This is a genomic window from Biostraticola tofi (assembly GCF_004343195.1).
GTDB lineage: Bacteria > Pseudomonadota > Gammaproteobacteria > Enterobacterales > Enterobacteriaceae > Biostraticola > Biostraticola tofi.
Map to the genome: position 1 here is coordinate 121046 of NZ_SMCR01000001.1, position 23027 is coordinate 144072.

A 23027-nucleotide genomic window follows, 5' to 3' on the forward strand; every position below is an offset into this window, starting at 1 on the left:
CGTCAACTCACCTTTGTTCGCGTATTTTTGACCCATTTTCGTGAAAAATATCTGATCAAATAGGTGACCAACTTGGACACGTTAATTTCAGCTAATACAACCAGGCCGTCGCCATGGGTATATCCTGCGTTTTTCTGTAAAAAAAATGCTGTATCTGAATCCTCTATCAAATCTATCTCTTCTACCACTGCGCCATCGTTGCTCTCATGAACAAACACGCCGTTGACCTCCACTACCGAACGGTCTATTTCGGTTATGATTTGTCGATATTTCTCAATATGCGTTGTACTCCCACCGTGTTGATATCCTGGCCAGGCACCATTCTGCAAAAATTTCATGACCAGAGCGTAAGATAAGGGGTTTATCATATAATATAATAAATAGCATTTTTTCAAATAAACACGCCAGTCGCTAAATAAATAGACTAATATATGACCTTTTATCGCGACTTTCCCTCTGATTTTATTCAATAAAGCAACTTGATTTCGGAAAATGGCAATATCCAGTTTCTGTATTTTATATGTCTGAAGACATAAGTATCCCGATGGTGTTTTGGTCTCATCAAAGAAAATGATACATCTCCTGTTATAAGCACCAACAGGAAAAAACTTACTGACAATCTCTTCAGCGGCCAAATTTCTGCTAAACAGCGTCTTTCTGACAAGTTGTATTTGAGATACCAGTTCAGACGAAGGGGGAGTATTATTCGGGATATTGGTAATGATATAGGTCACTTTTTTTTTACGCACGGGGATAACCCACAGTAAGGCTGAGCGATAATTAGCATTTAATTAAATAAAAGATTATTGATTATGAATAGTCTTAACAAGAGTGAATGTGTTCAGTAAGTTATGTCGGCCGCGGATGATGGGGTAAGATGAAAGCGGAAAACTGGGGTAAATGGAAAATAATCTGCCGGAAGAGCGTCAGACACGTTTTACCCGAAATTTACAAAAAAAAGGCTGAACAGCGGATATATCCAGCCTTTGCGGCACGCCCCGCAGAGAGTCATTAAATGCGTGATTGCGCAATAAGCTGTTGTTTTTCAGTCTCGCTTAAAAAGGCAATGGCCAGCGCGTTGTGCTGCGCGGTAAGGATATCTTGTCGAGACAGGCCGGCGGCAGGTGCGGCAATGCTAAATTCATAATCCAGATCAACCCCCTGAACCGCAGGATCATCGGAATTGATGGTCGCCAGTATACCGTGGTCGAGAAAACGCTTTAGCGGGTGGTGGGCCAGGGCAGAGACGGTACTGGTCTGGATGTTCGAGGTCAGGCAGCTTTCGATGCCGATATGATGGTCACGCAGAAAATCCATCAGCGCCGGATCTTCAATCGCATTGACACCGTGGCCGATACGTCTGGCGCCCAGCTCGTTAATCGCCTGCCAGATACTCGCCGCACCTGCCGCTTCACCGGCATGGACGGTAATCTGCAGACCGGCATCGCGGGCCCGGCTGAAATGGGGCAGGAACAGACTGCCGGGGAATCCAAGCTCATCTCCCGCCAGATCCAGGGCGGTAATGCCATCCCGGCAAGCGAGGAGCGCATCCAATTCCTGCTCGCAGGCCTCTTCCCCGAAGGTACGGCTCATGATACCGATAAGACGGATATCGACCGGGAAATCTTTACAGCCTGCTTTGACACCTTCTATCACGGCCTCGACCACCGCCTGTGGATGCAACTGATGATTCATCGCCATATAACCGGGTGAAAACCGTAGTTCGGCATAATCAATGCCGATAGCTGCGGCATCGGCCACATTTTCATAGGCTACCCGGCGACAGGCATCGGCAGACCCCAACACGGCCACCCCCCAATCAAGTTTCTGCAGAAAGCTGACCAGATCGGGCTGTGACTCAGTCACCTGCACATGGGGAAGTAAAGTCTCAATAGAGTCAGCTGGCAAAGTAAGGTTAAACTCTCTCCCCAAATCCAGAATGGTTTGAGCACGGATATTACCATCCAGGTGGCGGTGAAGATCGATAAACGGCAGGTGATGGCGGTAAGCAGTATTCATCAGGAAAGTCTATGTCGCGGAATTTGTCTTTATTATAACCTGCCAGCGGCAAAGGGTAAAAACGGTCAGCCAGACGGGCGTTTCATCCTGGTGCGGCAAAAAAATCCCCGCCATGGCGACGGGGACAGTCAGGTGGGCCGGGTAACAATCAATCCAACCTCTGGCAGTAGCTGGCTTGGCCTGAACACACCCTGGCCACCGATTACTCTGCCGGCAGGGCAACACCGGGTTGCGCCGGCTGGCCCAAACCAAACATACCGAACATGCCAAGGAAATCCTGCAACGACATTTTCTGGCCATTCAGGTTAATCTGGCCGTCAGCAAAATAAAAACTGCTGGTCAGCACATCATCTTTAACCGTGGTCAATTTAAACATCTGCCCCATGGCAGCCAGTCCCTGCACTTGCTGCTTAGCCAGTTTATCGGCATCTTCAGCGCTGTAGCCCTGCAGTTTGCCGACCTGGGCGGTGGTGTAGGTCGCCATATCAAGCGGTACCGTTAACTTGGCTTCGATTTTGTTGATATAGCGAGAAAACGCCTGCTCCGGGGTTTGCGGCTGCTCGGTTGACTGAGCGGGATCATTCATATTCAGTGTCAGGTTGAAGGCGCTCTCGCCTTTGCTGTTCTTCCAGCTTAGTGGTGCAATGCTCAGGTAAGGGCTGCCCTTCAACGCCGTAGGCAGATTTTGCAGAAATGCCTGCGTAATCTGGGATTGTAACGCAGCAGGTTCAATATCACCGGTATGCTGCATAATCTGCTCCACCTGGTCGTGATAGTGGGTACTGAACTGTTCCAGAGCTTTAGGATCCAGGTTAGACAGATTTACCACAGCTTTACCGGAGCCGAAATCTTCCCCCTGCACGCTCAGTTTGTCCAGCGAGTAGACAATGTTTACTCCCATTTTCCCATCGGTTTCATCTGCTTTAGTGACCTGCGAGGGGTTATCGATAACCAAGATATCTTTGCCGTCCAGGTTATAGGCGAGTGATTTAGCCTTCAGGGTATTGTTGCCGATGCTATAGCCTTGGGGGCTGGCTTTAGTGTCGTTTTCCAGCTTGAATTCCTGCAGCGTCAGCTGTTCATGGTTCTGGCCGGGTTTCTGGTAGCCGATAAGCAGGCTGCTGATGCCACCGTCGATTTTAACCGTTTTACCATCACGGCTGACATCGGTATCGAAACTGCCGCCGCTGGAGCGGACCCGTGTTTCCGCTCCTTTGTAATCCAGCTCGGCAAGATCAATCGCAGATGCGGTATCGCCGTTGTAGCTGACCCGCGTTTCCGCCGTCAGCGGAGATTGGCCTTTAGCGGCATCAAATGCTGCTTTGCTGGCGGGGGTATTTACCAGTTCACTGTGAACTGACGCCATACTCGGGATCAGTACGCCGCGCTTCAACTGTGCAAACGGCAAGGGGCCGTGAGAAACCGCTTCACGAAGAACAATTTCTTCGCCGGGCTTGAGGGGTTTGTTTTCGCCGGTACTGCCGTCTGATTGTAACACCAGGTTAAGGTGGCTATTGAACAGGCCGCGCTGGTAATCCTGATAGGCAAGCTTAACACCGGCTTCAGGGAATGCGGTGTTCAGGCGATCATTGGCGCTAGCGACCAGACCCGGTAAACGTTGTTCAAATTGCTTGCCGGTGTACCATGCGGCTCCGGTCCACGCTGCGCCTAATATCACGATCACACTGACCGCTACAAGTGTCTTTTTCATTATCTGTGCATCCTTTATGGTATTCCTTATGCCCCATTGCCAGTGGCGACGGCAAAACCAGAGCGTAAACGGGGCTTATCTATCCCCGCCTGTGCTAATAGTAGCAAGAGATGGCTCAACCTGACTAAAGTTCGTTATAAACCCGTGCCAGACGACCGGTACCGCTGACCTCCACCGGAGACTCTCCGGCCGAGATAAAGGCGGACTCACCCGGCTTAAGCGCCAGTTGTTCTCCTTCGGCTGTGATGACTGCCTGGCCTTCGACGCAGAACAGGATAGCAGCGCTTTGCTGCGCCAGCCGCTGTGAAACCGTTGACAGCGAATGGATAGAGAAGGCGAAATCTTCAACCGGGATAGGGAAGGTCAGGGTGCCTTCATGTTTAATGGGGCGTGTAAGCAGCTGATTTTCCGGTTTGGCGACGAATTTCACGTTAGCCAGCAATTCAGGCACATCGATATATTTAGGTGTCAGACCTGCGCGCAAAACATTGTCTGAGTTAGCCATCACTTCCAGGGCCACCCCTTTCAGGTAGGCATGCGGCGTTTCGGCAAATAAAAACATCGCCTCACCGGGCTGCAGGGTAATCACATTGAGCAGCAAAGGAGAGAACAGGCCACTGTCGTCGGGATAGCTGCCGGCAATCATCCTGATGGTATCCCAAGGCTCGCCATGCTGATGCTCCAGCGCCTTCTTGAGAATATCCAGCGCCAGTGATTTCTCTTCGCCGGCCATATTGAGCAAATCACCAAACAGGGTGGCGAGATGCGGCTGGTCGGGATGCTGTAAAAAAGCGGCAATGCTGGGATGAGCGCCGGCAATTGGCTGCAGCAGTGAAACGATGGCGGACGTTTCGCGAAAACCGTTGATAGCCTGGAACGGCGTCAGGGCAAACACCAGTTCAGGCTTATGATTGGCATCTTTGTAATTACGATGAGCGGCATCAAGCGGAACGCTGGCCTGGTTCTCTTTGGCATAGCCACGTTCTGCGGCCGCTTTACTCGGGTGGACCTGAATTGACAGCGGTTCATTGGCGCACAACACTTTGAACAGAAAAGGCAGCTCGCCGAATCGGCGGCTAACCGGCTCACCGAGCATGTTCTCCGGATGAGCGGTAATCACCTCGCGCAGGGAAATCTCCTGGCCGCTGTCGTCCTGGATGCGGGAACTGCTTTTGGGATGTGCGCCCATCCATAGCTCAGCCATTGGCTTGGCGGAAGGGTTGGCGATACCGTACAGGCGGGTCAGCGCATCACGGCTACCCCAGGCGTAATTCTGGACGGTATTTATCAATTTTTTCATGGCTTTTCCCGATAAAAATTCACATTTAAATGGAATAACGCGAGCGGGTCGCATAATGGTAAGCTTTTCTATGCGACCATAGTAGCAATGCCCGGAGTGTGTTTGGAATCACATCCGGGCAGGATCTTGATCTTTAGGAAGAATACCAGGAGGCAGTGAATGTCCGTAACACGCGTTGAAAAAGACTCAATGGGCCCTATCGATGTGCCGGCAGAGCACCTTTGGGGAGCTCAGACCCAGCGTTCCCTTGAGCACTTCCGCATTTCCATTGAAAAAATGCCGCCGGCATTGATCAATGCTCTGGCTCAGACCAAGCGCGCTGCGGCTGCAGTCAATCAGGATCTCGGCCTGTTGCCCGCCGATCGGGCTGGCGCCATTATCAAGGCGGCAGATGAAGTGCTGGCCGGCCAGCATCCTGATGAGTTTCCCCTGGCAATCTGGCAAACGGGCTCTGGTACCCAGAGCAATATGAATATGAACGAAGTCCTGGCAAACCGCGCCAGTGAAATCCTGGGTGGCGAACGCGGTGAAACGCGCCTGGTTCATCCCAATGATGATGTGAACAAGAGCCAGAGTTCCAATGACGTTTTTCCCACCGCAATGCATGTGGCGGCGGTTATCGCCCTGCATGAGCATCTGGTGCCGCAAATCAAGGTATTAAGAACTACGCTGGCGGAAAAATCAGCCGCCTTTCGCGATATCGTTAAAATTGGCCGCACTCATCTGCAGGATGCGACGCCATTGACGCTCGGCCAGGCCATTTCCGGATGGGTAGCGATGCTTGATAACAGCCTCAAACATATCGAAGACAGCGTGCCTCATTTGAGTGAGCTTGCGTTGGGCGGCACTGCCGTTGGCACCGGCCTTAACACCCATCCCGAGTATGCCGTCCGTGTTGCCAAAGCGCTGGCAGAGCTGACTGGCCAGCCTTTTGTGACCGCACCCAATAAATTTGAAGCTCTCGGCACCTGCGACGCGCTGGTTCATGCCCATGGCGCGCTTAAAGGCCTGGCGGCTTCAATGATGAAAATTGCCAATGATGTGCGCTGGCTGTCTTCTGGTCCTCGTTGCGGTATCGGCGAAATCAGCATACCTGAAAATGAACCGGGTAGCTCGATCATGCCGGGTAAGGTCAATCCGACCCAGTGTGAGGCCGTTACCATGCTGTGTTGTCAGGTGATGGGGAATGATGCCGCACTGAATATCGGCGGCGCGTCAGGTAACTTCGAGCTGAATGTCTATCGTCCGATGGTTATCCATAATTTCCTGCAGTCGGTCCGACTGCTGGCTGATGGCATCGACAGTTTTAATCATCACTGCGCGGTGGGCATTGAACCTAACCGCGATCGCATCGAGCAGTTGCTGAATGAATCATTAATGCTGGTAACGGCGCTTAATACCCATATCGGTTACGACAAAGCGGCTGAAATTGCCAAGCAGGCGCATAAAGAGGGGCTGACCCTGAAGGCGTCCGCGCTTAAACTGGGCTACCTCACCGAAGCGGAATTCGATCAGTGGGTGCGGCCGGAAGATATGGTCGGCAGTATGAAGGGGTAACGCCTTTACTGCTCTTGGATTGATGCCGCTTTGTCTGGCGGCATCAGTCGCACAATATCAAAGGCCCATTTTCCTCATCTCTCATTCGGCTTATCCAGCTATTAAATCAGAAAAATACGCTCTATACTCGGATATGACTACCATCTCAACGGCCAGGTCCAGGCGAGGGACAAACCGATGTAATTGATACCACAAGGAGAGGAAATCAATTTACAACATCGTTAATTGGCCTTGAGGTGTCTATGCTTCAGATATTGCTTCGCTCAATGCGCAAGTATCCTTGGTTAAGGATGCTGATTTTAGCGTTGATTTGCAGTTCCGTAGGCTCGGGATTGACGTTCATCATGGTGTTCGGTGAACTGGCAAGATTGGCTGCGGCCCCGTCTTCCTTTGCTCTGGCGTTTATGCTGTCAACGTCGCCAGGATTTCTAGGCAGTATCGCCGGAAAGTATCTGCTTAAACGCATTGAGGCAAAATATTGCTTCATCATTGCGGAATGCCTTGGCGCATTGGGACTGATGATCCCCTGGTACGGGTTAGCGCATGATTCTGTGGCTATTCTGCAGCTTGCCGGGATTGCTTCATCATTGGCCGCCGGGATAACCATTCCAGCCATCAATCATTTTACCAAACATAAACTTGATCCAGCAGATATCGGGACCGGTGCGGTAATTGACACGCTGGTGTTCGCTTGCCAGGTTTTATTCGGTATTGGTATTGGCGTATTCCTCTATGGTGTCATTCACAGTCACACCTATCTGCTGGTCAATCTGGTCAGCTATATCATTGCTGTCCTCTTCATCTTGGTGTTACCAAAGCTTTCTGGCAAACACCATCAGCAGGTCTACGCGCAGGACTTACCTGACAGACTGTCATCTGAACAGCGTGCAAGTCTTTATGTCTTGCCAGCACTGTCCACCTGCGGCGCTCCGGCGATGTCGTTGCTGCCTACGCTGGTGCACAGTCATCATGATCAACAGGAAACTATGCTGTTTCTATTGTTCTCACGCAGCCTAGGACAATTACTGGGGCCATTTTTAGTGAAGGAAGAGCGTTATAAGCATCAGTCCTCTCGGTTTATCATCGCCTGCCTGGCGGCATTTATTTCATGCTATCTGTTGGTTCCGCTAACGCCATTTTTGTTTGTTTCCGTACTGTTGGTTTTCTCCGCCCATCTGTTTTCCAACATTGTTTACAGCCTAGGCTGGTATAGCCTGCTGACAAATTTTGACAAACATCAGGTGGCGGCCGCTTCAGCTAGCAGTTACCGGAGACAAATTGTCATTGGCGCAGTGATGAGTATATTGGCTGGCTTGCTGGCTGACAGATTAGGCAGCCCGGCGGCTCTGGTTATTTGTTCGATTTTTGGATTATTTTTATCTTCGCTATTGATTTTATATGTGCGGAAGAGGGTTTAGTCAGATTTGATTTCATTGAAGCGGCCGACCGCTTACAGGCCGGCCGCATTTTCAGTTTATATGGAAGAAACCGGCAATTGAACAGCGTGGATTATCGCCGGCGCTGACGTCAACTTTCTTGATACAGTGAGAATATTCGGGTTTGACAATCACCAGCCGATTGGGCTTGGGGGAAATAAAAGTACCGATCCCGTCATCAAAAATATTGCGCTCACGCAGAGTCCAGCCAAACTCTGGCCCGACGGCTCCGCCAGTGATTCCCGACATCCGCAGGACTTCCTCAGAAGCCTGATAGATCTGTTCAGGCAGTCCGGCGCTGGGGTTTACCGACTGATGGGTGATAAACAGCTCTCCACCCCAGTCTGGTTTCCATTGCGGATGGGCATAAAAGATATACGCCCCTTTATATTGCCCGTCATCTTCATGCCAACCCAGTCCGCTGCCCGCTGGATAGAGAAATGTCGTCAGTGAAAAGGCATTCCAATCTGCACCAAGAAAATCGCGCAGTCTTGCGGAAATAGTGCTTATTTTGACACTCAGAATATGAATACCTTGCAGGATAACATTGTCATTTAACGTCGTTTTTTCTGTCAGTAATGAATACATATAGCTCATACTGGCTAACGGCTCACCGTCGTTCATACGCCATGATTTAGACCAGCCTTGAGAATGAACCAGAAAGTAATTTTCAAATTGCAGGTATAATTGAATGGCTAACAGCTCATCCTGATGCAGGAAATCATCGAACATCAGATAGCCCTCTCCCTTGACAACTTTATTCATCACAGTTTCCCTTAGTGAGATCGACGACCGGTTTGTTTTCGAACTTCCATGCCTCGATAAGCAATTTCCATGGCGGTAAAAACGCCTCCTTGATGCAATACAGGCGCTCAATGAGATTGGAGTGCATCATGATTGCTGAACTCAACGCCTCCGTTATCCAGGCAGAATCAACTGGGCGATAGCCCTCTTTAAGGGCGTTGGCGACCTTCTGTCGATATTTGACTATTTCCCCATACACATAGCAGGCGTTGAACGCCTGGCTATAACTGAAGGTCCGGTCTTGGCGTTGGGGAAATTGCATCAGCGACTCTGCAAGATTGCCGTAGCAGTATTTCTGGCCATGAAAGGCGAGGAAGGTATGAATCTGATGATGGAGCGCTTCATGATAAAGATTTTCAACAAAGCCCAGGAAACCGAATTGTCTTGGAATCTGATGGAACGGAGGAATAAAAAACAGGGTAGCGTCAGAAATAAACGTAACATGTGGGATCTGGTAAAAAGAGGCATTACCATTATTGGCAAATCCGTTTTTCGGGGTGAGCCATACCCAGGTGGAGATAAAATCAGTAATGAATTCCATTTCACGCTCACACAACAAAGAGAATTGTTTCTGACCCTGCTTAAGAAATGCTAATCGGTTGTCGCATGCCGGAATGCAATCGACATCAGAAATCCTCATCAGTAATGCCATGGCCTCGCCTGCTTCGGCGTTAGCCCAGTTAAATACGCTGTTCGCTATGCGAATTCTTGTGACCTGCTGGCGGGTCAGAGTGAACCGAAAATGGTTATGAGTAGCTCGATCGCGCACTTTTGCGCAGATAGGCGGCCACTGTTCAAGCAGATCTTGATAATGGGCTGATTGCCTACAGCACGAGGTGTAATCCTTCAGCATTTCCTTTCTGCCATACGGAAGTAACGACACGGGGATCTCCTGCTAAACAAGGTGAATTTCCTGTAAAAAGTTGTGGTTGACCTGAGATTTGCTGGGCAAACTGCATGGGATATACAGGGTATGTCGATAGGTCACCTGTGAAAGCAGTGCTTCAAGGTTTGCTAGTTGACCTGGTAACTTTTCCGCGAATTCCCCTTTAATCGTTGATGAGCTCAGCAAAAACAGGTGAGTATGGGCTGGGTAATGTTTCAATAGCTTGGATTTCAAGTAAGGTATTTTGTTTGATATCTGCGGCGTTGAATAATCAGTATTAGCATTACCGATGGAGCTAGCATGATAAATAAAATAATTGAGACAGGGATCCATCATGTAGTCATAGAGAATTAACCGGTTCACATCAACAATACTCACTCCTTCTTCTAAGGGGTCTATGCCGATATCGTTGATCATAGCGGCGAAACTGGAAATTCCCGGATAACAATGAAATTCGAAATCCCCTGATTTATTTTGCTGCTGCAGTAACTGAACAATCGTTACTCCCAACCTGGGATGGCCAGGAACCACCAGGCCTATATGGTCGCATTCGGTGAGTGCTAACATGACGTGCTGAATTATCCGGCGGTAATTATCAGTATCAATGGCGCCATGTTCATATAAATACGATAAGTCTTGATAAGATATTGTCCGATGCGCACAATATTCCTTCAAACCCGCTATATCACCGATCCAGTACACCCGATCAGCGCGATGAATAACGGAAAATCCCTCGGTCGTGATCTGTTCAACACCCAGCATGCCACTACCGATGACTGAGATAATGCCCATAAAAATCCTTTTCTTGAAAAGCCTCAACCTGGGTTGAGGCTTAGAAGCATTACTTAGAAATCACCAATCACCTTGGCCAGATTCATTGGCGCGACCGCTTGCAGGCGTGGATGGGATGCTTTGGCGGAATCCGCACCACCGATCAATTGCTGCTGATTGAGTGGTATTGGCGCCGGCCCGCTCGGCGGCGATAAACGAATGGAATCAAATCCGCCAATTACCCTGGCCAGGTTCAATGGGGCAACTGCCTGTAACCGCGGGTGCATCTTGCTGTCATCGGTTTCCATAGCTATATCCTTATATCTTGATGAGTTAATAAGGCGGTGAGTCTGCAGCGAGCTTTTCATTGGTTGCTCGAGGGCATCCGATGAGTTTAAATCTCAGCTGCAGCCGCCCGTATTCGTCTATACGCCGCTAAATCGGCAATAGACAACTCATATTTATAGTGTCAATTGGACTCGTGACAACAACATTACATCAACGAACTTAATATGTTGGATGGCCTAGTTCGACATGACTATGAGCAGGATTGAACAAATTTTTAATATTTATCAATTCGATAGTTTCATCGATCACAGGAAAATATGAGGTGATATTAACAGCGCCAAAAAGTTATAAATAAAATGATCTGTTTACGCTATTATAATGACCCGTTTTCGTTGTGTACTTTATTCGTCGGCAACATACAGGTGCAGTCTGGGAAGCAGTAATCGCGTAGGCTGGGACTTTGGTTTATGACGATGCGCTATATTATCGCTGTCGTAATTCAACAGCTCCCCGACAATCGGCACTGCGGTGGTGGCATTTCCGCGACAGAGAACAAGCAAAGGTGAAGGGCAGGCATACTGAATCTGCTTTTGCTGCTGCTGGTACCACACCCGAGCGATAGGTTGAACTTTTACCGGGCGTCTGATTTTCAACTTGATATCAGGAGGCAATTTACTGACTGCATTAATTTCTTCCCTGAGTTTCTCATTCCACTGTGCGCGACTATAGGGGGGAACAGTGCGCTTGGCCTCCAGGCTCTTTCCCAGCATGGCCAGCACTTCCTGACGGGTGAGGTTCTTGATGATCTGCTTATTCGCCCAGCCGAATCGCACCGTATCGGGATCGGTAATGACCTGCAGCGAACGATAGGCGCTTAAGGTTTTCAAGCCGCGCAAGTGCTGGTGGACAAAATCAAAGCGCTGTTCAGGGGGCAGGGCGGATTCAACGGTAATCAATTTCATCAATTCAGTCTTGAGGCAATTAATCCGGGTAATAATTTCCAGCGCCGCCTGATACTGGGCATTATCGACAGTCCAGCACAGCGCACCCGGCAGCCGAATCGCGCTTTTGCTGCTGGTATTCTGCTTCTGGTCATAAATAAACATCCGCTTATAGTGGGCTAAACCTGTTACTCGGGCCTTTTGACCGACCAACTGAGTAACTTCTATCTTAGAAATGTGCTGATGTTCTTCACCTTTATCGACTTCAGGTAATACAAATACTCTGGCCACCGTGGGCTTAAGCGACAGCATCAGATCATTCATCTCGTTTAATCCACACTGTAGTTGATCAAAGCAATTATTTAAGCGGTCTATCAAGTCAATAGGTTGCATAGGCGGAGCGCTCTTTTGATTCTGCCGTTAAGGGGATATGCGGCGTATGTATTCTGAGCCACATCAAATAGCATAGCGGAGGACATCAGGGGTTAAGCTTAATGCCATTAGTTACAACATACATTATACTGTAATCCAACTCAATACCATGAGACAACAAAGATGGCATCAACCATACCCTATATATAGCGTCTGCAACCTATTCATCCAGCAAAAAATACGCCTGAGCGGCAGTGGAGGATTAAACCAGAGGACATAGGGTGTTGCAATCCGACTGCCTTATTATCGCTCTCTTGTACTGTTTAACATCCAGACCTAATCCGCTAACCAGACAACCCGATAAATTTCAGGACGAATCAGCAATGATCAGCAGTGAATATGATTCATTGACTCAGGTTGCACACCAGCCGCTCAGCATGAATTCAACCACCGCGGCGGAGGGTGAAAACCCGGAACAGCTTAGCTGGTACCTAACCGCGGCGCCGGGTTCGTCGGAATTGCGCGATCTTGCCGCCCAACGTGTACAGGACTGTATGCGGCGAAATTCATCAGAACTTGACCTGTCAAATCTGGGTTTGAGAAGCTTACCAGAAGCATTGCCGGCAAATATTGTTACGCTGAATATCCAGGATAATCAGCTAAGTTCGATACCAGCCATTTTCTACCAAAAAACCGGTATCAGAGACGTCTATCTGGCCGGTAACATATTGTCGCCAGAGTGGATTGAACGCTTTAAGCACGCTGATTACCTGGCCGCTATAAAACCTAAGCTACATTTTAAACGGTATGAACCTGGCACTGAGCAGCAAGATGTCCGCCAAGGGTTATGCTGCGTGCCATCCACATGGAACCGAGTCCGGCGTCTTGCAGTTGGAAATGAAATAATTCATCAGTTGGAGATCGCGGCAGCGCAGTTAAGGGATTTTTTAGCCAATACCGGCGAAGCTGGCGCCGGACGCCGATGGGCCGGTAATCTGGCGGCCGCCGGACTGAGAACCGGCGCTATCGTTACGGTCACCACGGTATTGCGCCAGGTCACCGGTTTCGCCCTTGAAAAAATGCTGCAACTCAGTCTGTGTTCCTCGCCTGTGCGCCACCTACTCGCCGTGATAGCCCTAATGGTCGGTCCGGCGCTCAATATTGCCGGTCTTATCAACGATGAACATCATCAGGTTGCTACCGGTATGACGCGCGTTGCCCGCTCGGTGATGTTGGCCCTGTCCTTAGGCACGCTGGCTACGCTGGTTATTGCAACTTCTCCAGAACCCTTGTCTAGAATGGCGTCTTTAGCCCCTCAGATGTTGATTTATACCCTGAGCAGAGATTTAGCGCAGCTGTTCTTTCCCATCCAGGATAATAATACTGGGCAGAATATCAAAGGGACGATGGTTTCGGCTGTTGGTTTTGCCTCAGCCCAGGTCGCGCTGGGAGAATTGATCACCCTGCTGGCACCTCATTCAGGCGCATCATATGTGATGCGTGTCGGCCGTTCTGCTACCGAGGGAGGGCAGGATACCCTTAACCGAGCGGCTTTACGGTCTTTGCTGCCACATTGGCAGCATGATGTGCTGACAGGGATGATGAATGCGGTGGTGGAAGTCTATGATGACCTATTTGGCGGGTTGGCCAGATTTGTCTATAGCCGACGGAGTGCTGTTCTGGCGATGTATAAAAACGGCGATGACGCTGTTCTATCCCTGCGGAGTATTCCAGGTTTCCGCTATGGGTTAGACCGACCAAGACTTGGCAACGGGCACTGGCCAAGTGCCGCTGAATGTCGATTTCAATTTCTTAATGTTAATGCGGCCAGAACCTCTCTGCTCCATTCCGTTGTCGTTAGCGCTGTGCTGCTTTCATTTGCCTTGCAGAAGGCCGATTTCACCCCGTTATCAGGCAATCTGCTTAACCACTGCCTGTGTTCTGCGGTTATTATTGTGGGCTATATCGCATTTATTTACAGTCTGGCACAGCGCCGTGCTCCGCAGGTTGACGGTCCCGGCTTTATGCCAGCCTGATGTGGGCTATTGAGGTGTCAACCCAGTCACCACGGTCAGTTTTTGTAACCGCCACGCAACGCCAACCGCCGCAATCAGCAACGTGGCAATAAAAGCCACCACCCCGGGCCAGGCAAAACTGTGCCAGAAAATCCCCCCCAACGTTCCGGCGGTACTGGATCCCAGATAATAGCAGAACAGATAAAGTGATGAGGCCTGGCCACGGGCGCGCCTTGCTCTCAGCCCGATCCAGCCGCTGGCCACCGCGTGGGCGGCGAAAAATCCGCCCGAAAACAGCATCATGCCAACAAAAATAAACGGTAGCAGGTTTAACAGCGTCAGCAGCAGGCCGCTAAGCATCAGCAGCAGCGAAAACAGCATCACTTTGCCGCGACCATAGATGGCGGTCAAGGCGCCGGCTTTCGGCGAACTGTAAGATCCCGTCAGATATACGACCGACAGCAGCCCGACCGTCGCCTGGCTTAATGACCAAGGTGCCGCCAACAGCCGATAGCCAATATAGTTAAACAGTGTGACAAATGCCCCCATCAGCAGGAAGCCAATGACAAATAACAGCGGCAGACCCGCATCCCTGAAATGCAGCCGTATATTGATAGCCAGCACATGGGGACGTAGGGAGGTGGCACGGAAATGCTTAGATGCCGGCAGGATACGCCAGAACATTATGGCGGCACTGAGTGCCACCAAACCGATCGCGCCCACTGCGACCCGCCAGGAAAAGAAATCGGTCATCACACCGCTGAGCAGCCGTCCGCTCATGCCACCGATAGAGTTACCCGAAATATATAATCCCATCGAAAAGGCGACCACGCTTGGGTGTATCTCTTCACTGAGATAGGTCATTGCCACAGCAGCGACGCCACTGAGGGACAGTCCGATTAACGCTCTGGCAATCAAAATGCTTTCCCACGTGCTGGCGAATGCGCTGAACAAGGTAAAGGCTGAGGCCAACAATAACGAGACCACCATGACCGATTTGCGGCCGACTGCATCTGAAAGCGGGCCGGTCGCCAGCAGGCCGAGCGCCATCATGCCGGTCGCTACCGACAGAGAAAGACTGCTGGTCGCCGGCGAAATGCCAAAATCGTCGGACAGCACCGGCAGGATAGGTTGAACGCAGTAGAGCAGGGCGAATGTCGCCAGTCCAGCAGAAAAAAGTGCCAGGGTGACCTGAATAAATCGCGGGGTGCCCCGTTTTATATAGGGTTGTTTAGCGGTGGTTGTTTTGGCATATGGCACTTTGTCAGCCGGGTGATTTTTATCAGCTGAAGCGCTTGGAAGGGTGTCCACAATGATTCCTTATTACTGAAAACCGGGGTGCTGTAGCGAGTAAAGTCAAGAAAGCATAGGGTTATGTAATTTTATTGTCTATGAGAAAATTGATTTAGGCCGCTGAACATCAAATGTCAGAGGTTGACTGCCTTGCTGCCTTGCTGCCTGGATGTGGGGATTGAAGCCAAAGTCGACAGGGTTCTTGAATAGCCTCAGTCATCAGCCTTACCCATACGGGCCGCGCTTAATTGCTCTGACGTTGCTTCATTAAACTATTAATCAACAAGCTAAACGCAACTGCCAGCCCTAAAAGCTAAATGTGAAATACCCGTGTGATACAAGCATGGGATGATACCGCCGTAAATAATAAATAGATGATAGCGGCTAAAATCTGCTGATAAGTAAAGCCGAACCTATGATTTTAAAAAATAATATCAAAAGGGAATGATGTAACATGGATGTAGCTATAAATTATCAATTGACTAATTGCCAATTCAGCAGTTTATTTACCGACACACTAGAAGAGCGAACACTCGAGGATTTAACTCAATCCGCTTCCAATGGCAATTTGAAAAGCATTGATCTTCTGCTTAATCTGGCGCTACGCCAGGACCCGATTGGAGCCCAGGCCGAGGGAATTCTCTTTGACTTATTCGCAGGCAAACGTGCCAGTTACTTAGGGGGTGATTCGGATATTCAGAAGGCGAGTCTGGTGCTTTATAACTTGGCTTGCGCCGATAAAGCCAGCAATAACGTTGATATGCACAAGTTGCATTCCCGGTCCAAACTGCTTTATTTGGCAGGGTCAGCCATGAGCGATGTTACTAAAAAAAGAGAGCTTACCCAGGTGCTGTTGGGTGAAAATATTGCGCAATCTCAAAATGAACAAATTGCCGAGCATGATTTATGGGGCAGCAACAGAATGCTTACGACAGATGATATCAACGCAGCGATGAAAAATATAGCCCAGCGCGGCGACCACTTATCGTTAAATTACCCTATAGGACTTACCTGCGCGCAGACTTCTGAAAATCTGCTGTCCACGCAAATTGCGGACAAAATAACTAATATGGATTTTCTAGAAAAGCCTGAATATTTCCCGCTGAATACCGGCGGGCATTGGATATTGTTTGGCCTACATAAGGATGAATCAAGTGGCAGTATTAAGACTGTAGTATTTAATTCTTCCGGAGAATTGGATTCAACAACAAAAGCCAAACTGATTGATGCGGCAAAAATGGCTGGAGTCACAGATGAAATTGATTTTACTTTCATTGAAAAAAATATCCAGGACCTGGTTCCCAACGGCTGTGGCCTATTCGTTACCAAGGCGCTGGACTTGATCGCTGATGCTCAAGGCATCGATCCAGTACTTATCCTGGAACGCTTCGCTGAAAAATTCGTTAATCGACCTGCCGAAGAGCAGTCAATATTTAATATCGAGTATCGACGCCAGCTATTTGAGCACCATTTGGCGCAGAGCATTATTGCCTGACCGGCATTCTGATAGTTTGGTGTTACCGGAAGTTTTCATTTAGAGTCTTAAAGTGTTAGCCGTCGAGCTAGCGAACTGATACACGATACAAATCAACCCTCAGACCATGCCAGGCTGCCCTTTCATACTTAAATGGGTAGTCAGGCTTAACCCTGCTTCAATTCAAACTGCTCAAAAATTAGCGCTAAACCCTGACGCAAACTGGCAGCCAGCGCGGCAGAGATTGTCACATTTAACCTGGGCTGGGTCTGCTGGCCAACATTGTGCCACCACATTTATGTTAAATTTTGATTGAAGAAAGCATAGATATGTCGGTAAATTAGACGAATCCTGTGATAATTATGTGCGACAAATCACAAAACTAATCAAATAGTTGACGTTAAAAAATAAAAGTTTCACCATACCTCATCAATTTATTTCATAGCGCGAAAATAACAGGAGCAGTCTGAGTGATTGGCATTGGTCAACCGGGTCATATTGATCAGATCAGACAGGCAAATATCGGTTCAGTTTACCGGCTTATTGATTCCTATGGCCCCATTTCACGGATTGCTTTATCTAAAGAGGCTCGCCTGGCTCCCGCCAGTATTACCAAAATAGCCCGTGAGTTGCTCGATGCCCATCTGGTCATGGAAACCGAATACCAGGAAAACGGCTTGCGTGGCAGGCCGGCGATAGGGCTGATTACCGATACGCGCGCCTGGCATTTTCTCGCAGTGCGCATCAGTCACGGTACCCTGACCCTGGCCTTGCGCGATCTCAGCAGCGCCTTGGTGGTAGAAGAAACCCTGACCTTGCCGGTACTGGCAGCAGAGTCGCTGATGGAACGACTGATCGCCCATATCGATCAGTTCTTCATCCGTCACCAGCAGCAACTCGAAAGGCTGACCTCGGTAGCGGTAACGCTGCCTGGCATCATAGATGCTGGGGCCGGCATAGTTCACCGTATGCCATGGTATGATGTTCATGACCTGATGCTCGCCGAGCATCTCGGCAATCACATCGGCGTACCGGTCTACGTGCAGCACGATATTTGCGCCTGGACAATGGCCGAAGCGTTGAGTGGCGCGGCTCGAGGCTGCAGTGATGTCATCCAGATAGTGATTGATCATAATGTCGGTGCAGGCGTCATTACCGGTGGACGGTTGCTGCATGGCGCCAGTAGAAGCCTGGTCGAAATAGGGCATACCCAGATCGACCCCGGCGGCAAGCTTTGCTACTGCGGCAACCGTGGTTGCCTGGAAACGGTAGCCAGTATTGAAAGCATCTTCGAACAGGTTCGCGATAAACGTCTGCTGAATGATGACTCTTCACTGAACCGGGTTGAGCTTGATACTGATACCCTTTGCGCCGCTGCCATGACCGGTGACGCACTGGCTCAGTCAGTTATCGAAGATGTGGGTAACAGTATTGGTCGAGTACTGGCAGTAATGGTCAACCTTTTCAATCCGAAAAAAATCCTGGTCGGCTCGCCGCTGAATCAAGCGTCAGACATTCTTTTCCCCATTATTACCGCCAGCATCAGACGGCAATCCTTGCCTGACTATAGTAAAAACATCATGGTTGAGTCCACTTTTTTTCAAAATCACGGCACCATGCCTGCCGCCGCCCTGGTAAAAAATGCGCTCTATGACGGGTCTTTGTTGTTAAAGCTGCTACAGGGATAACGGCGTAACAGCCACCGTTGCTTTAACACGATTAAAATAAATTTGAAGAAAACCTTCTAATTTTTGTAGAAATTAGCCAGAGCGATAAAATATTGCGCTAACGCAAGCCGGTCAGACAGCGGATAGTTTACATTTCAACTTACACGTTCACCTATTTACTTGATGTCGAATGGACGCGACGGGAGTTGTCATGTTGAAATATTTATTTGTAACAGGTACGGATACCGCCGTCGGCAAAACCGTGGTAAGCCAGGCACTGTTACAGCATCTGGCCGCGCTGAATCATTCGGCTGTAGGGTATAAACCGGTTGCGACTGGCGATAAACTCACCGCAGATGGCTGGCGTAATCAGGATGCCCTGCTGCTGCAATCCTTATCGGATCCGATCCGGCCCTATCGTGAAATCAGTCCCGTTACCTTACCTGGCGACATGCGAGGCATCTATAATGGTGAACCAATGGATTTCGCATTGATGAGTAACGGGCTGCATCAATTATCCCGCCAGGCCCAGACGGTAATCATCGATGGTCATGGCGGCTGGCAATCAATTTTACCGGATTACCGATCTTATTCAGAGTGGGTAGTCCATGAAAAATTACCGGTCGTGATGGTGATAGGTATACAGACCGGCTGTATCAACCATGCTATTTTGACTGCCCAGGCGATCGCAACTGATGGCTTGAGGCTGGTTGGCTGGGTAGCAAATCGTATCAATCCCGGGCTGGCGCATTATGCCGAAGTGCTGGAGGTTTTGAGGAAGAAAATTCCTGCCCCGCAAATAGGGGAATTACCTTATCTGCCGCGAGCTCAGCAACGAAACCTGGCAGGCTATGTTGACCTTAGCGCGGTCATGGCGCTTAAAGCCCGGCTCACTGCCTGAACCATAACGTCCTTACGGCGTCGGGGCACTTTCCTTGTAAAGGAAAACCCGGGTCATGGCCGTTATTTGCCGTGCTGTTATAATTACTATCACTTATAGCACGGCAGTCAGGGAAATATGATTAACACCACGCCTAAGTGCCTGAAAAAGGCCAATAAAAAATGGATTTTGCTCGCCTGCATGCTGGCCATGTTCATGGCCGCAATCGAAGTCACCATTGTCGCTACCGCCATGCCGACCATCATTGCCGAACTTGGCGGATTTGATTATCTGGCATGGGTATTTGCCATTTATCTGGTGGTTCAGGCGATTACCGTTCCCATCTACGGTAGGCTGGCAGATCTTTACGGCCGCAAGCCGGTATTTTATGCCGGCGCCATGTTGTTTCTGGCCGGGTCAGTGATGTGTGGCTTTTCCGCCAGCATGCTTTGGCTCATCGTTTTCAGGGCGCTGCAGGGTATCGGTGCCGGCGCTATTACGCCGCTGGCCACAACCATCGTCGCCGATGTTTATAATCCTGAGGAAAGAGCCAAAACCCAGGGCTATCTTTCCAGTGTGTGGGCCATCTCTGCCATCATCGGCCCGCTGATGGGGGCATTTATCGTTGAGCATTATCATTGGTCCGGGGTTTTCTGGGTCAATGTTCCCCTGGGAGTCATGTCACTGCTACTGATTTTTGTTTTCCTGCCATCGATGGAAAAAAGCGTCAAAGCGCCTTCACTGGATACTACCGGCATTGTTTACCTGACGCTGGCGATCAGTAGTCTGCTGGTCGCCTTGCTACAGTCGTCGCTGTTGGGATTATGGCTCGTTCCTCTGGTGCTGTTTTCACTGCTTAACGGCTGGCTGTTGGTGCGCCAGGAAAAAAGAGTCGCGTCTCCTTTGTTTCCGCTGGCACTTTGGCGCAGCAAGATTATCGTGGCCGGCAATGTCGGCGGTCTGATTATCGGTGCCGCCATGATGGGTATTGCCGCCTTTTTGCCTACCTATCTGCAGGCAGTAATGGGGGCCAGTACGCTGGATGCCGGTTGGACGCTGGCGGTGATGTCATTGGGATGGCCGCTGGCCAGCACGCTAAGCGGCCGGATCATGCTCCGGACATCATATCGTTTTACCGCCTTCACCGGCGCGTTACTGCTGATTGCCGGATGTGGCATGCTGCTGTTACTCACACCGGAAACCAGCATAGGCTATGCCCGGTTAGCCGCATTTATCATTGGCACCGGCATGGGGATGAGTAATACGACCTTTCTGGTTTCAGTGCAAAATGAAGCTGAGTTCCGACATCGGGGCATCGCCACTGCCTCAACGATGTTTACCCGCATGCTAGGTCAGGCGCTCGGAACTGCCGTGCTGGGCGCGACCCTGAATTTGAATCTGCATCAACGACTGCCAACTGTAGCTGATCCGATACAGCGCTTGATTGATCGGGCTTCCGGCCAGGGTGACGCCGGCACGACTGCTGCCGATATGATGGGTCAGGTAGCTGAGTCGCTGCAATGGGTCTTCGGCGTAGCGCTGCTGATATCCATCTTTGCCTTATATTCCGCAAACCTGATACCACGCCATACATTCCCGCAATCGGGCAGCATAAGCAAAACTTTGGATAAAAGGGGGCAGTGACGTCGCCCCCAGCAGGCGTGAAATTCAGGGGGCAGGGGCGTCGTCGGTTGCCGACGCGCTTTCCGCGCTGCGGGTATAGACAATTTTCTGCGAGTCATTCTCACAGTGTCCAACCACTTGCCCCCCAGTAGACGATGCCTGATCGTTAGGCAGTATATCCAGCGAAAAATCGGATTCAGCAACGCCATTGGCAATAATCTTATGGCTGATATCGGTTTTAACACTTTCGCACGATGCCTGGGCCAGCAAAGGGAATAAACCAGCTATCGCTGCGCAGGCCATCAGTAATTTCTTCATCTTTATATCCTTTTCAGAGAATGAAGTGCCGCATAACAAGGATAGCAGCGTTACTTGAATCCGTAACCAGAAAATCAGGGTGCCATCAGGCTGCGGCCGGTGCGTCGGTCGAGGCAGCGTCCGCTGTTGCTTTCCCAATAAGCATTAAGATTGTCGCTGTTGGTACATTTCTGTTGCAAATCAACCGAACGATCGTATTGATCAAAATCTTTCTCAACCCGCTGGTTCACTTTGCTGCGCAGCGATTGCGTCGCATTCCATTGTTCTTTATTCTGGCGCGAGGATTCAATAGAAGTTCCTGAATCAATGATGATATGCTGATTGGAATTGGTAGTAGCAGCCAGGCTGCTGGCTGAGATACTGCATAGCGCTGCTGCCAGCACTGAATAAAGCAGGCCTGGGAAAGGTAATATTTTCATAATGAAGTCCTTAAAGATCTTATCATTGATAGGTAACAGCCGCTGATTGCGCAGCAGTATTTCCTGATCATAGCATTGCCGGGTGGGAGAAAACCACGCCAATCATTTCAGCAGATTTCAGAGAACTGACCTGCATGTTTCAAACATTGATGTTATTTTTCGCCACCGCCCTGGCTGAGATTATAGGCTGCTACCTTCCCTGGCTATGGCTCAAGAAAGGGGCAAGTGTGGTTTTACTGATACCTGCCGGTATAAGCCTGGTCACCTTTGTCAGCTTGCTGATGCTGCACCCGGCAGCCAGCGGACGGGTTTATGCCGCTTACGGTGGGGTCTATATATTGACAGCTCTGCTATGGCTTAGGTTCATCGATGGAGTGAAATTATCTGGTCAGGACTGGTTTGGCGGCGGGGTTGCATTTGCCGGGGTCATCATCATTATATCAGGTTGGTCGAAACAGGCCGGCTGAAGCCTGCGGCCTCAACCGGCAAGCGTCACTGTATCAGCTGTCGCGATGCACGCTCAGACCGGCAAACGATTGATTTACCGGCATCATTTCCAATACGTTGATATTCACATGCGCCGGCAGGGTGGTCACCCAGAAAATCGCCTCAGCGATGTCATCTGGCATCAGGGGATCGGCATTTTTATAGGTGTTCTCTACTTGCTGTCCGTCACCTTTAAAACGCACCGCAGAGAATTCAGTCCCGCCGACCAGCCCCGGCTCAATATCGGTGACCCGGACCTTGGTACCCACCAGATCGGTGCGCAAATTCAGGCTAAACTGGCGGGTGAAGGCTTTAGTCGCCCCATAAACATTACCTCCCGCATAAGGCCAGCGTCCGGCGGTTGACCCCAGATTGACAACGTGGCCACGTCGACGCTCGACCATCCCCGGCAACAAGGCGCGGGTCATATATACCAGCCCTTTATTATTGGTGTCGATCATTTTTTCCCAGTCATCAAGATCAGCACTCTGGGCCGGCCCCATGCCCAAAGCCAGGCCGGCATTGTTCACCAGCACATCCACTGCCTGCCATTCCTGGGGCAAACTGTCTACCGCGTTGATGATGCCCTGACGATCGCGCACGTCAAGTTTGAGCGGGAAAAGGGCATCGCCCAACTCCGCTTTCAACGCGTCAAGACGCTCCTGGCGGCGTCCTGTGGCGATGACTTTATGGCCAGTAGCGACAAATTTCCGGGTGATGGCTTCGCCAAAACCTGCGGTTGCGCCAGTTACAAATATAATCATCGA

The 23027-nt window shown here is 50.0% G+C and carries 21 protein-coding genes; 8 read left to right on the forward strand and 13 right to left on the reverse strand.

All coding sequences use genetic code 11. From position 1 onward, the window contains the following. Positions 1-2: 2 nt before the first annotated feature. The 4 genes from EDC52_RS00570 to manA form a co-directional block, all read right to left on the reverse strand. Positions 3-749: a hypothetical protein gene (locus EDC52_RS00570; RefSeq protein ID WP_131863323.1), complete on the reverse strand. Its 747-nt coding sequence runs from the start codon at positions 747-749 to the stop codon at positions 3-5. Positions 750-1011: 262 nt separating this feature from the next. Beyond that, positions 1012-2019, reverse strand: a complete 1008-nt coding sequence (add, locus tag EDC52_RS00575) for an adenosine deaminase (protein WP_131863324.1) — start codon at positions 2017-2019, stop codon at positions 1012-1014. A 202-nt stretch (positions 2020-2221) separates the two neighbouring features. Continuing rightward, positions 2222-3730: a YdgA family protein gene (locus EDC52_RS00580; protein ID WP_131863325.1), complete on the reverse strand. Its 1509-nt coding sequence runs from the start codon at positions 3728-3730 to the stop codon at positions 2222-2224. 124 nt (positions 3731-3854) lie between these two features. Continuing rightward, a complete protein-coding gene (manA, locus tag EDC52_RS00585; protein WP_131863326.1) occupies positions 3855-5030 on the reverse strand; it encodes a mannose-6-phosphate isomerase in 1176 nt (391 codons plus the stop codon). Positions 5031-5189: 159 nt separating this feature from the next. Between manA and fumC the strand changes: the two genes are divergently transcribed. Together fumC and EDC52_RS00595 are read left to right on the forward strand one after the other, a co-directional pair. Further along, entirely contained in the window at positions 5190-6587 is a 1398-nt protein-coding gene (gene fumC / locus EDC52_RS00590) for a class II fumarate hydratase (RefSeq protein ID WP_131863327.1), read from the forward strand. Positions 6588-6931: 344 nt separating this feature from the next. Next, on the forward strand, positions 6932-8005 hold the full coding sequence (locus tag EDC52_RS00595; RefSeq protein ID WP_230467939.1) for an MFS transporter: 1074 nt from the start codon (positions 6932-6934) through the stop codon (positions 8003-8005). 51 nt (positions 8006-8056) lie between these two features. Here EDC52_RS00595 and EDC52_RS00600 read toward each other — a convergent pair whose 3' ends face one another. From EDC52_RS00600 to tus, 5 genes are all read right to left on the reverse strand, one after another. Continuing rightward, on the reverse strand, positions 8057-8788 hold the full coding sequence (locus tag EDC52_RS00600) for a 2OG-Fe(II) oxygenase (protein WP_131863329.1): 732 nt from the start codon (positions 8786-8788) through the stop codon (positions 8057-8059). Then, positions 8781-9710, reverse strand: coding sequence for a hypothetical protein (locus EDC52_RS00605; protein ID WP_131863330.1), 930 nt, complete (start codon positions 9708-9710; stop codon positions 8781-8783). The genes EDC52_RS00600 and EDC52_RS00605 overlap by 8 nt, the downstream gene beginning before the upstream one ends. Before the next feature lie 12 nt (positions 9711-9722). Beyond that, on the reverse strand, positions 9723-10505 hold the full coding sequence (locus EDC52_RS00610) for an SAM-dependent methyltransferase (protein ID WP_131863331.1): 783 nt from the start codon (positions 10503-10505) through the stop codon (positions 9723-9725). A gap of 53 nt (positions 10506-10558) precedes the next feature. Then, the gene (locus tag EDC52_RS00615; protein WP_131863332.1) at positions 10559-10792 is read right to left on the reverse strand and encodes a hypothetical protein; all 234 of its coding nucleotides are present in this window, start codon (positions 10790-10792) and stop codon (positions 10559-10561) included. Positions 10793-11173: 381 nt separating this feature from the next. Continuing rightward, complete coding sequence (tus, locus tag EDC52_RS00620) at positions 11174-12106, reverse strand: DNA replication terminus site-binding protein (RefSeq protein WP_131863333.1); 933 nt, start codon at positions 12104-12106, stop codon at positions 11174-11176. Between the two features lie 362 nt (positions 12107-12468). Between tus and EDC52_RS00625 the strand changes: the two genes are divergently transcribed. Continuing rightward, on the forward strand, positions 12469-14121 hold the full coding sequence (locus EDC52_RS00625) for a hypothetical protein (RefSeq protein ID WP_131863334.1): 1653 nt from the start codon (positions 12469-12471) through the stop codon (positions 14119-14121). A 6-nt stretch (positions 14122-14127) separates the two neighbouring features. On the opposite strand, the gene EDC52_RS00630 is transcribed toward EDC52_RS00625, so the two are convergent. Then, a complete protein-coding gene (locus EDC52_RS00630) occupies positions 14128-15360 on the reverse strand; it encodes an MFS transporter (RefSeq protein WP_230467940.1) in 1233 nt (410 codons plus the stop codon). Positions 15361-15847: 487 nt separating this feature from the next. On the opposite strand from EDC52_RS00630, the gene EDC52_RS00635 reads away from it, so the two are divergent. The 4 genes from EDC52_RS00635 to EDC52_RS00650 all read left to right on the forward strand — a co-directional run bounded on the left by EDC52_RS00635 (position 15848) and on the right by EDC52_RS00650 (position 21058). Then, the gene (locus EDC52_RS00635; protein ID WP_131863336.1) at positions 15848-16888 is read left to right on the forward strand and encodes an ElaD/SseL family deubiquitinase; all 1041 of its coding nucleotides are present in this window, start codon (positions 15848-15850) and stop codon (positions 16886-16888) included. A 449-nt stretch (positions 16889-17337) separates the two neighbouring features. Continuing rightward, the gene (gene mlc, locus EDC52_RS00640) at positions 17338-18555 is read left to right on the forward strand and encodes a sugar metabolism global transcriptional regulator Mlc (protein ID WP_131863337.1); all 1218 of its coding nucleotides are present in this window, start codon (positions 17338-17340) and stop codon (positions 18553-18555) included. A 190-nt stretch (positions 18556-18745) separates the two neighbouring features. Further along, the gene (bioD, locus tag EDC52_RS00645; RefSeq protein WP_131863338.1) at positions 18746-19435 is read left to right on the forward strand and encodes a dethiobiotin synthase; all 690 of its coding nucleotides are present in this window, start codon (positions 18746-18748) and stop codon (positions 19433-19435) included. A 117-nt stretch (positions 19436-19552) separates the two neighbouring features. Further along, the gene (locus EDC52_RS00650; protein ID WP_131863339.1) at positions 19553-21058 is read left to right on the forward strand and encodes an MDR family MFS transporter; all 1506 of its coding nucleotides are present in this window, start codon (positions 19553-19555) and stop codon (positions 21056-21058) included. Positions 21059-21082: 24 nt separating this feature from the next. Here the strand turns inward: EDC52_RS00650 and EDC52_RS00655 are convergent, their stop codons facing one another. Further along, positions 21083-21355, reverse strand: coding sequence for a DUF1161 domain-containing protein (locus EDC52_RS00655; RefSeq protein ID WP_131863340.1), 273 nt, complete (start codon positions 21353-21355; stop codon positions 21083-21085). Between the two features lie 74 nt (positions 21356-21429). Next, positions 21430-21774, reverse strand: coding sequence for a DUF1283 domain-containing protein (locus EDC52_RS00660; protein ID WP_131863341.1), 345 nt, complete (start codon positions 21772-21774; stop codon positions 21430-21432). Between the two features lie 134 nt (positions 21775-21908). Here EDC52_RS00660 and EDC52_RS00665 point away from each other — a divergent pair, with 134 nt between their 5' ends. Further along, the gene (locus tag EDC52_RS00665; RefSeq protein ID WP_131863342.1) at positions 21909-22241 is read left to right on the forward strand and encodes a YnfA family protein; all 333 of its coding nucleotides are present in this window, start codon (positions 21909-21911) and stop codon (positions 22239-22241) included. Positions 22242-22274: 33 nt separating this feature from the next. Here EDC52_RS00665 and ydfG read toward each other — a convergent pair whose 3' ends face one another. Beyond that, positions 22275-23024: a bifunctional NADP-dependent 3-hydroxy acid dehydrogenase/3-hydroxypropionate dehydrogenase YdfG gene (gene ydfG, locus EDC52_RS00670; RefSeq protein ID WP_131863343.1), complete on the reverse strand. Its 750-nt coding sequence runs from the start codon at positions 23022-23024 to the stop codon at positions 22275-22277. Positions 23025-23027 lie beyond the last annotated feature (3 nt).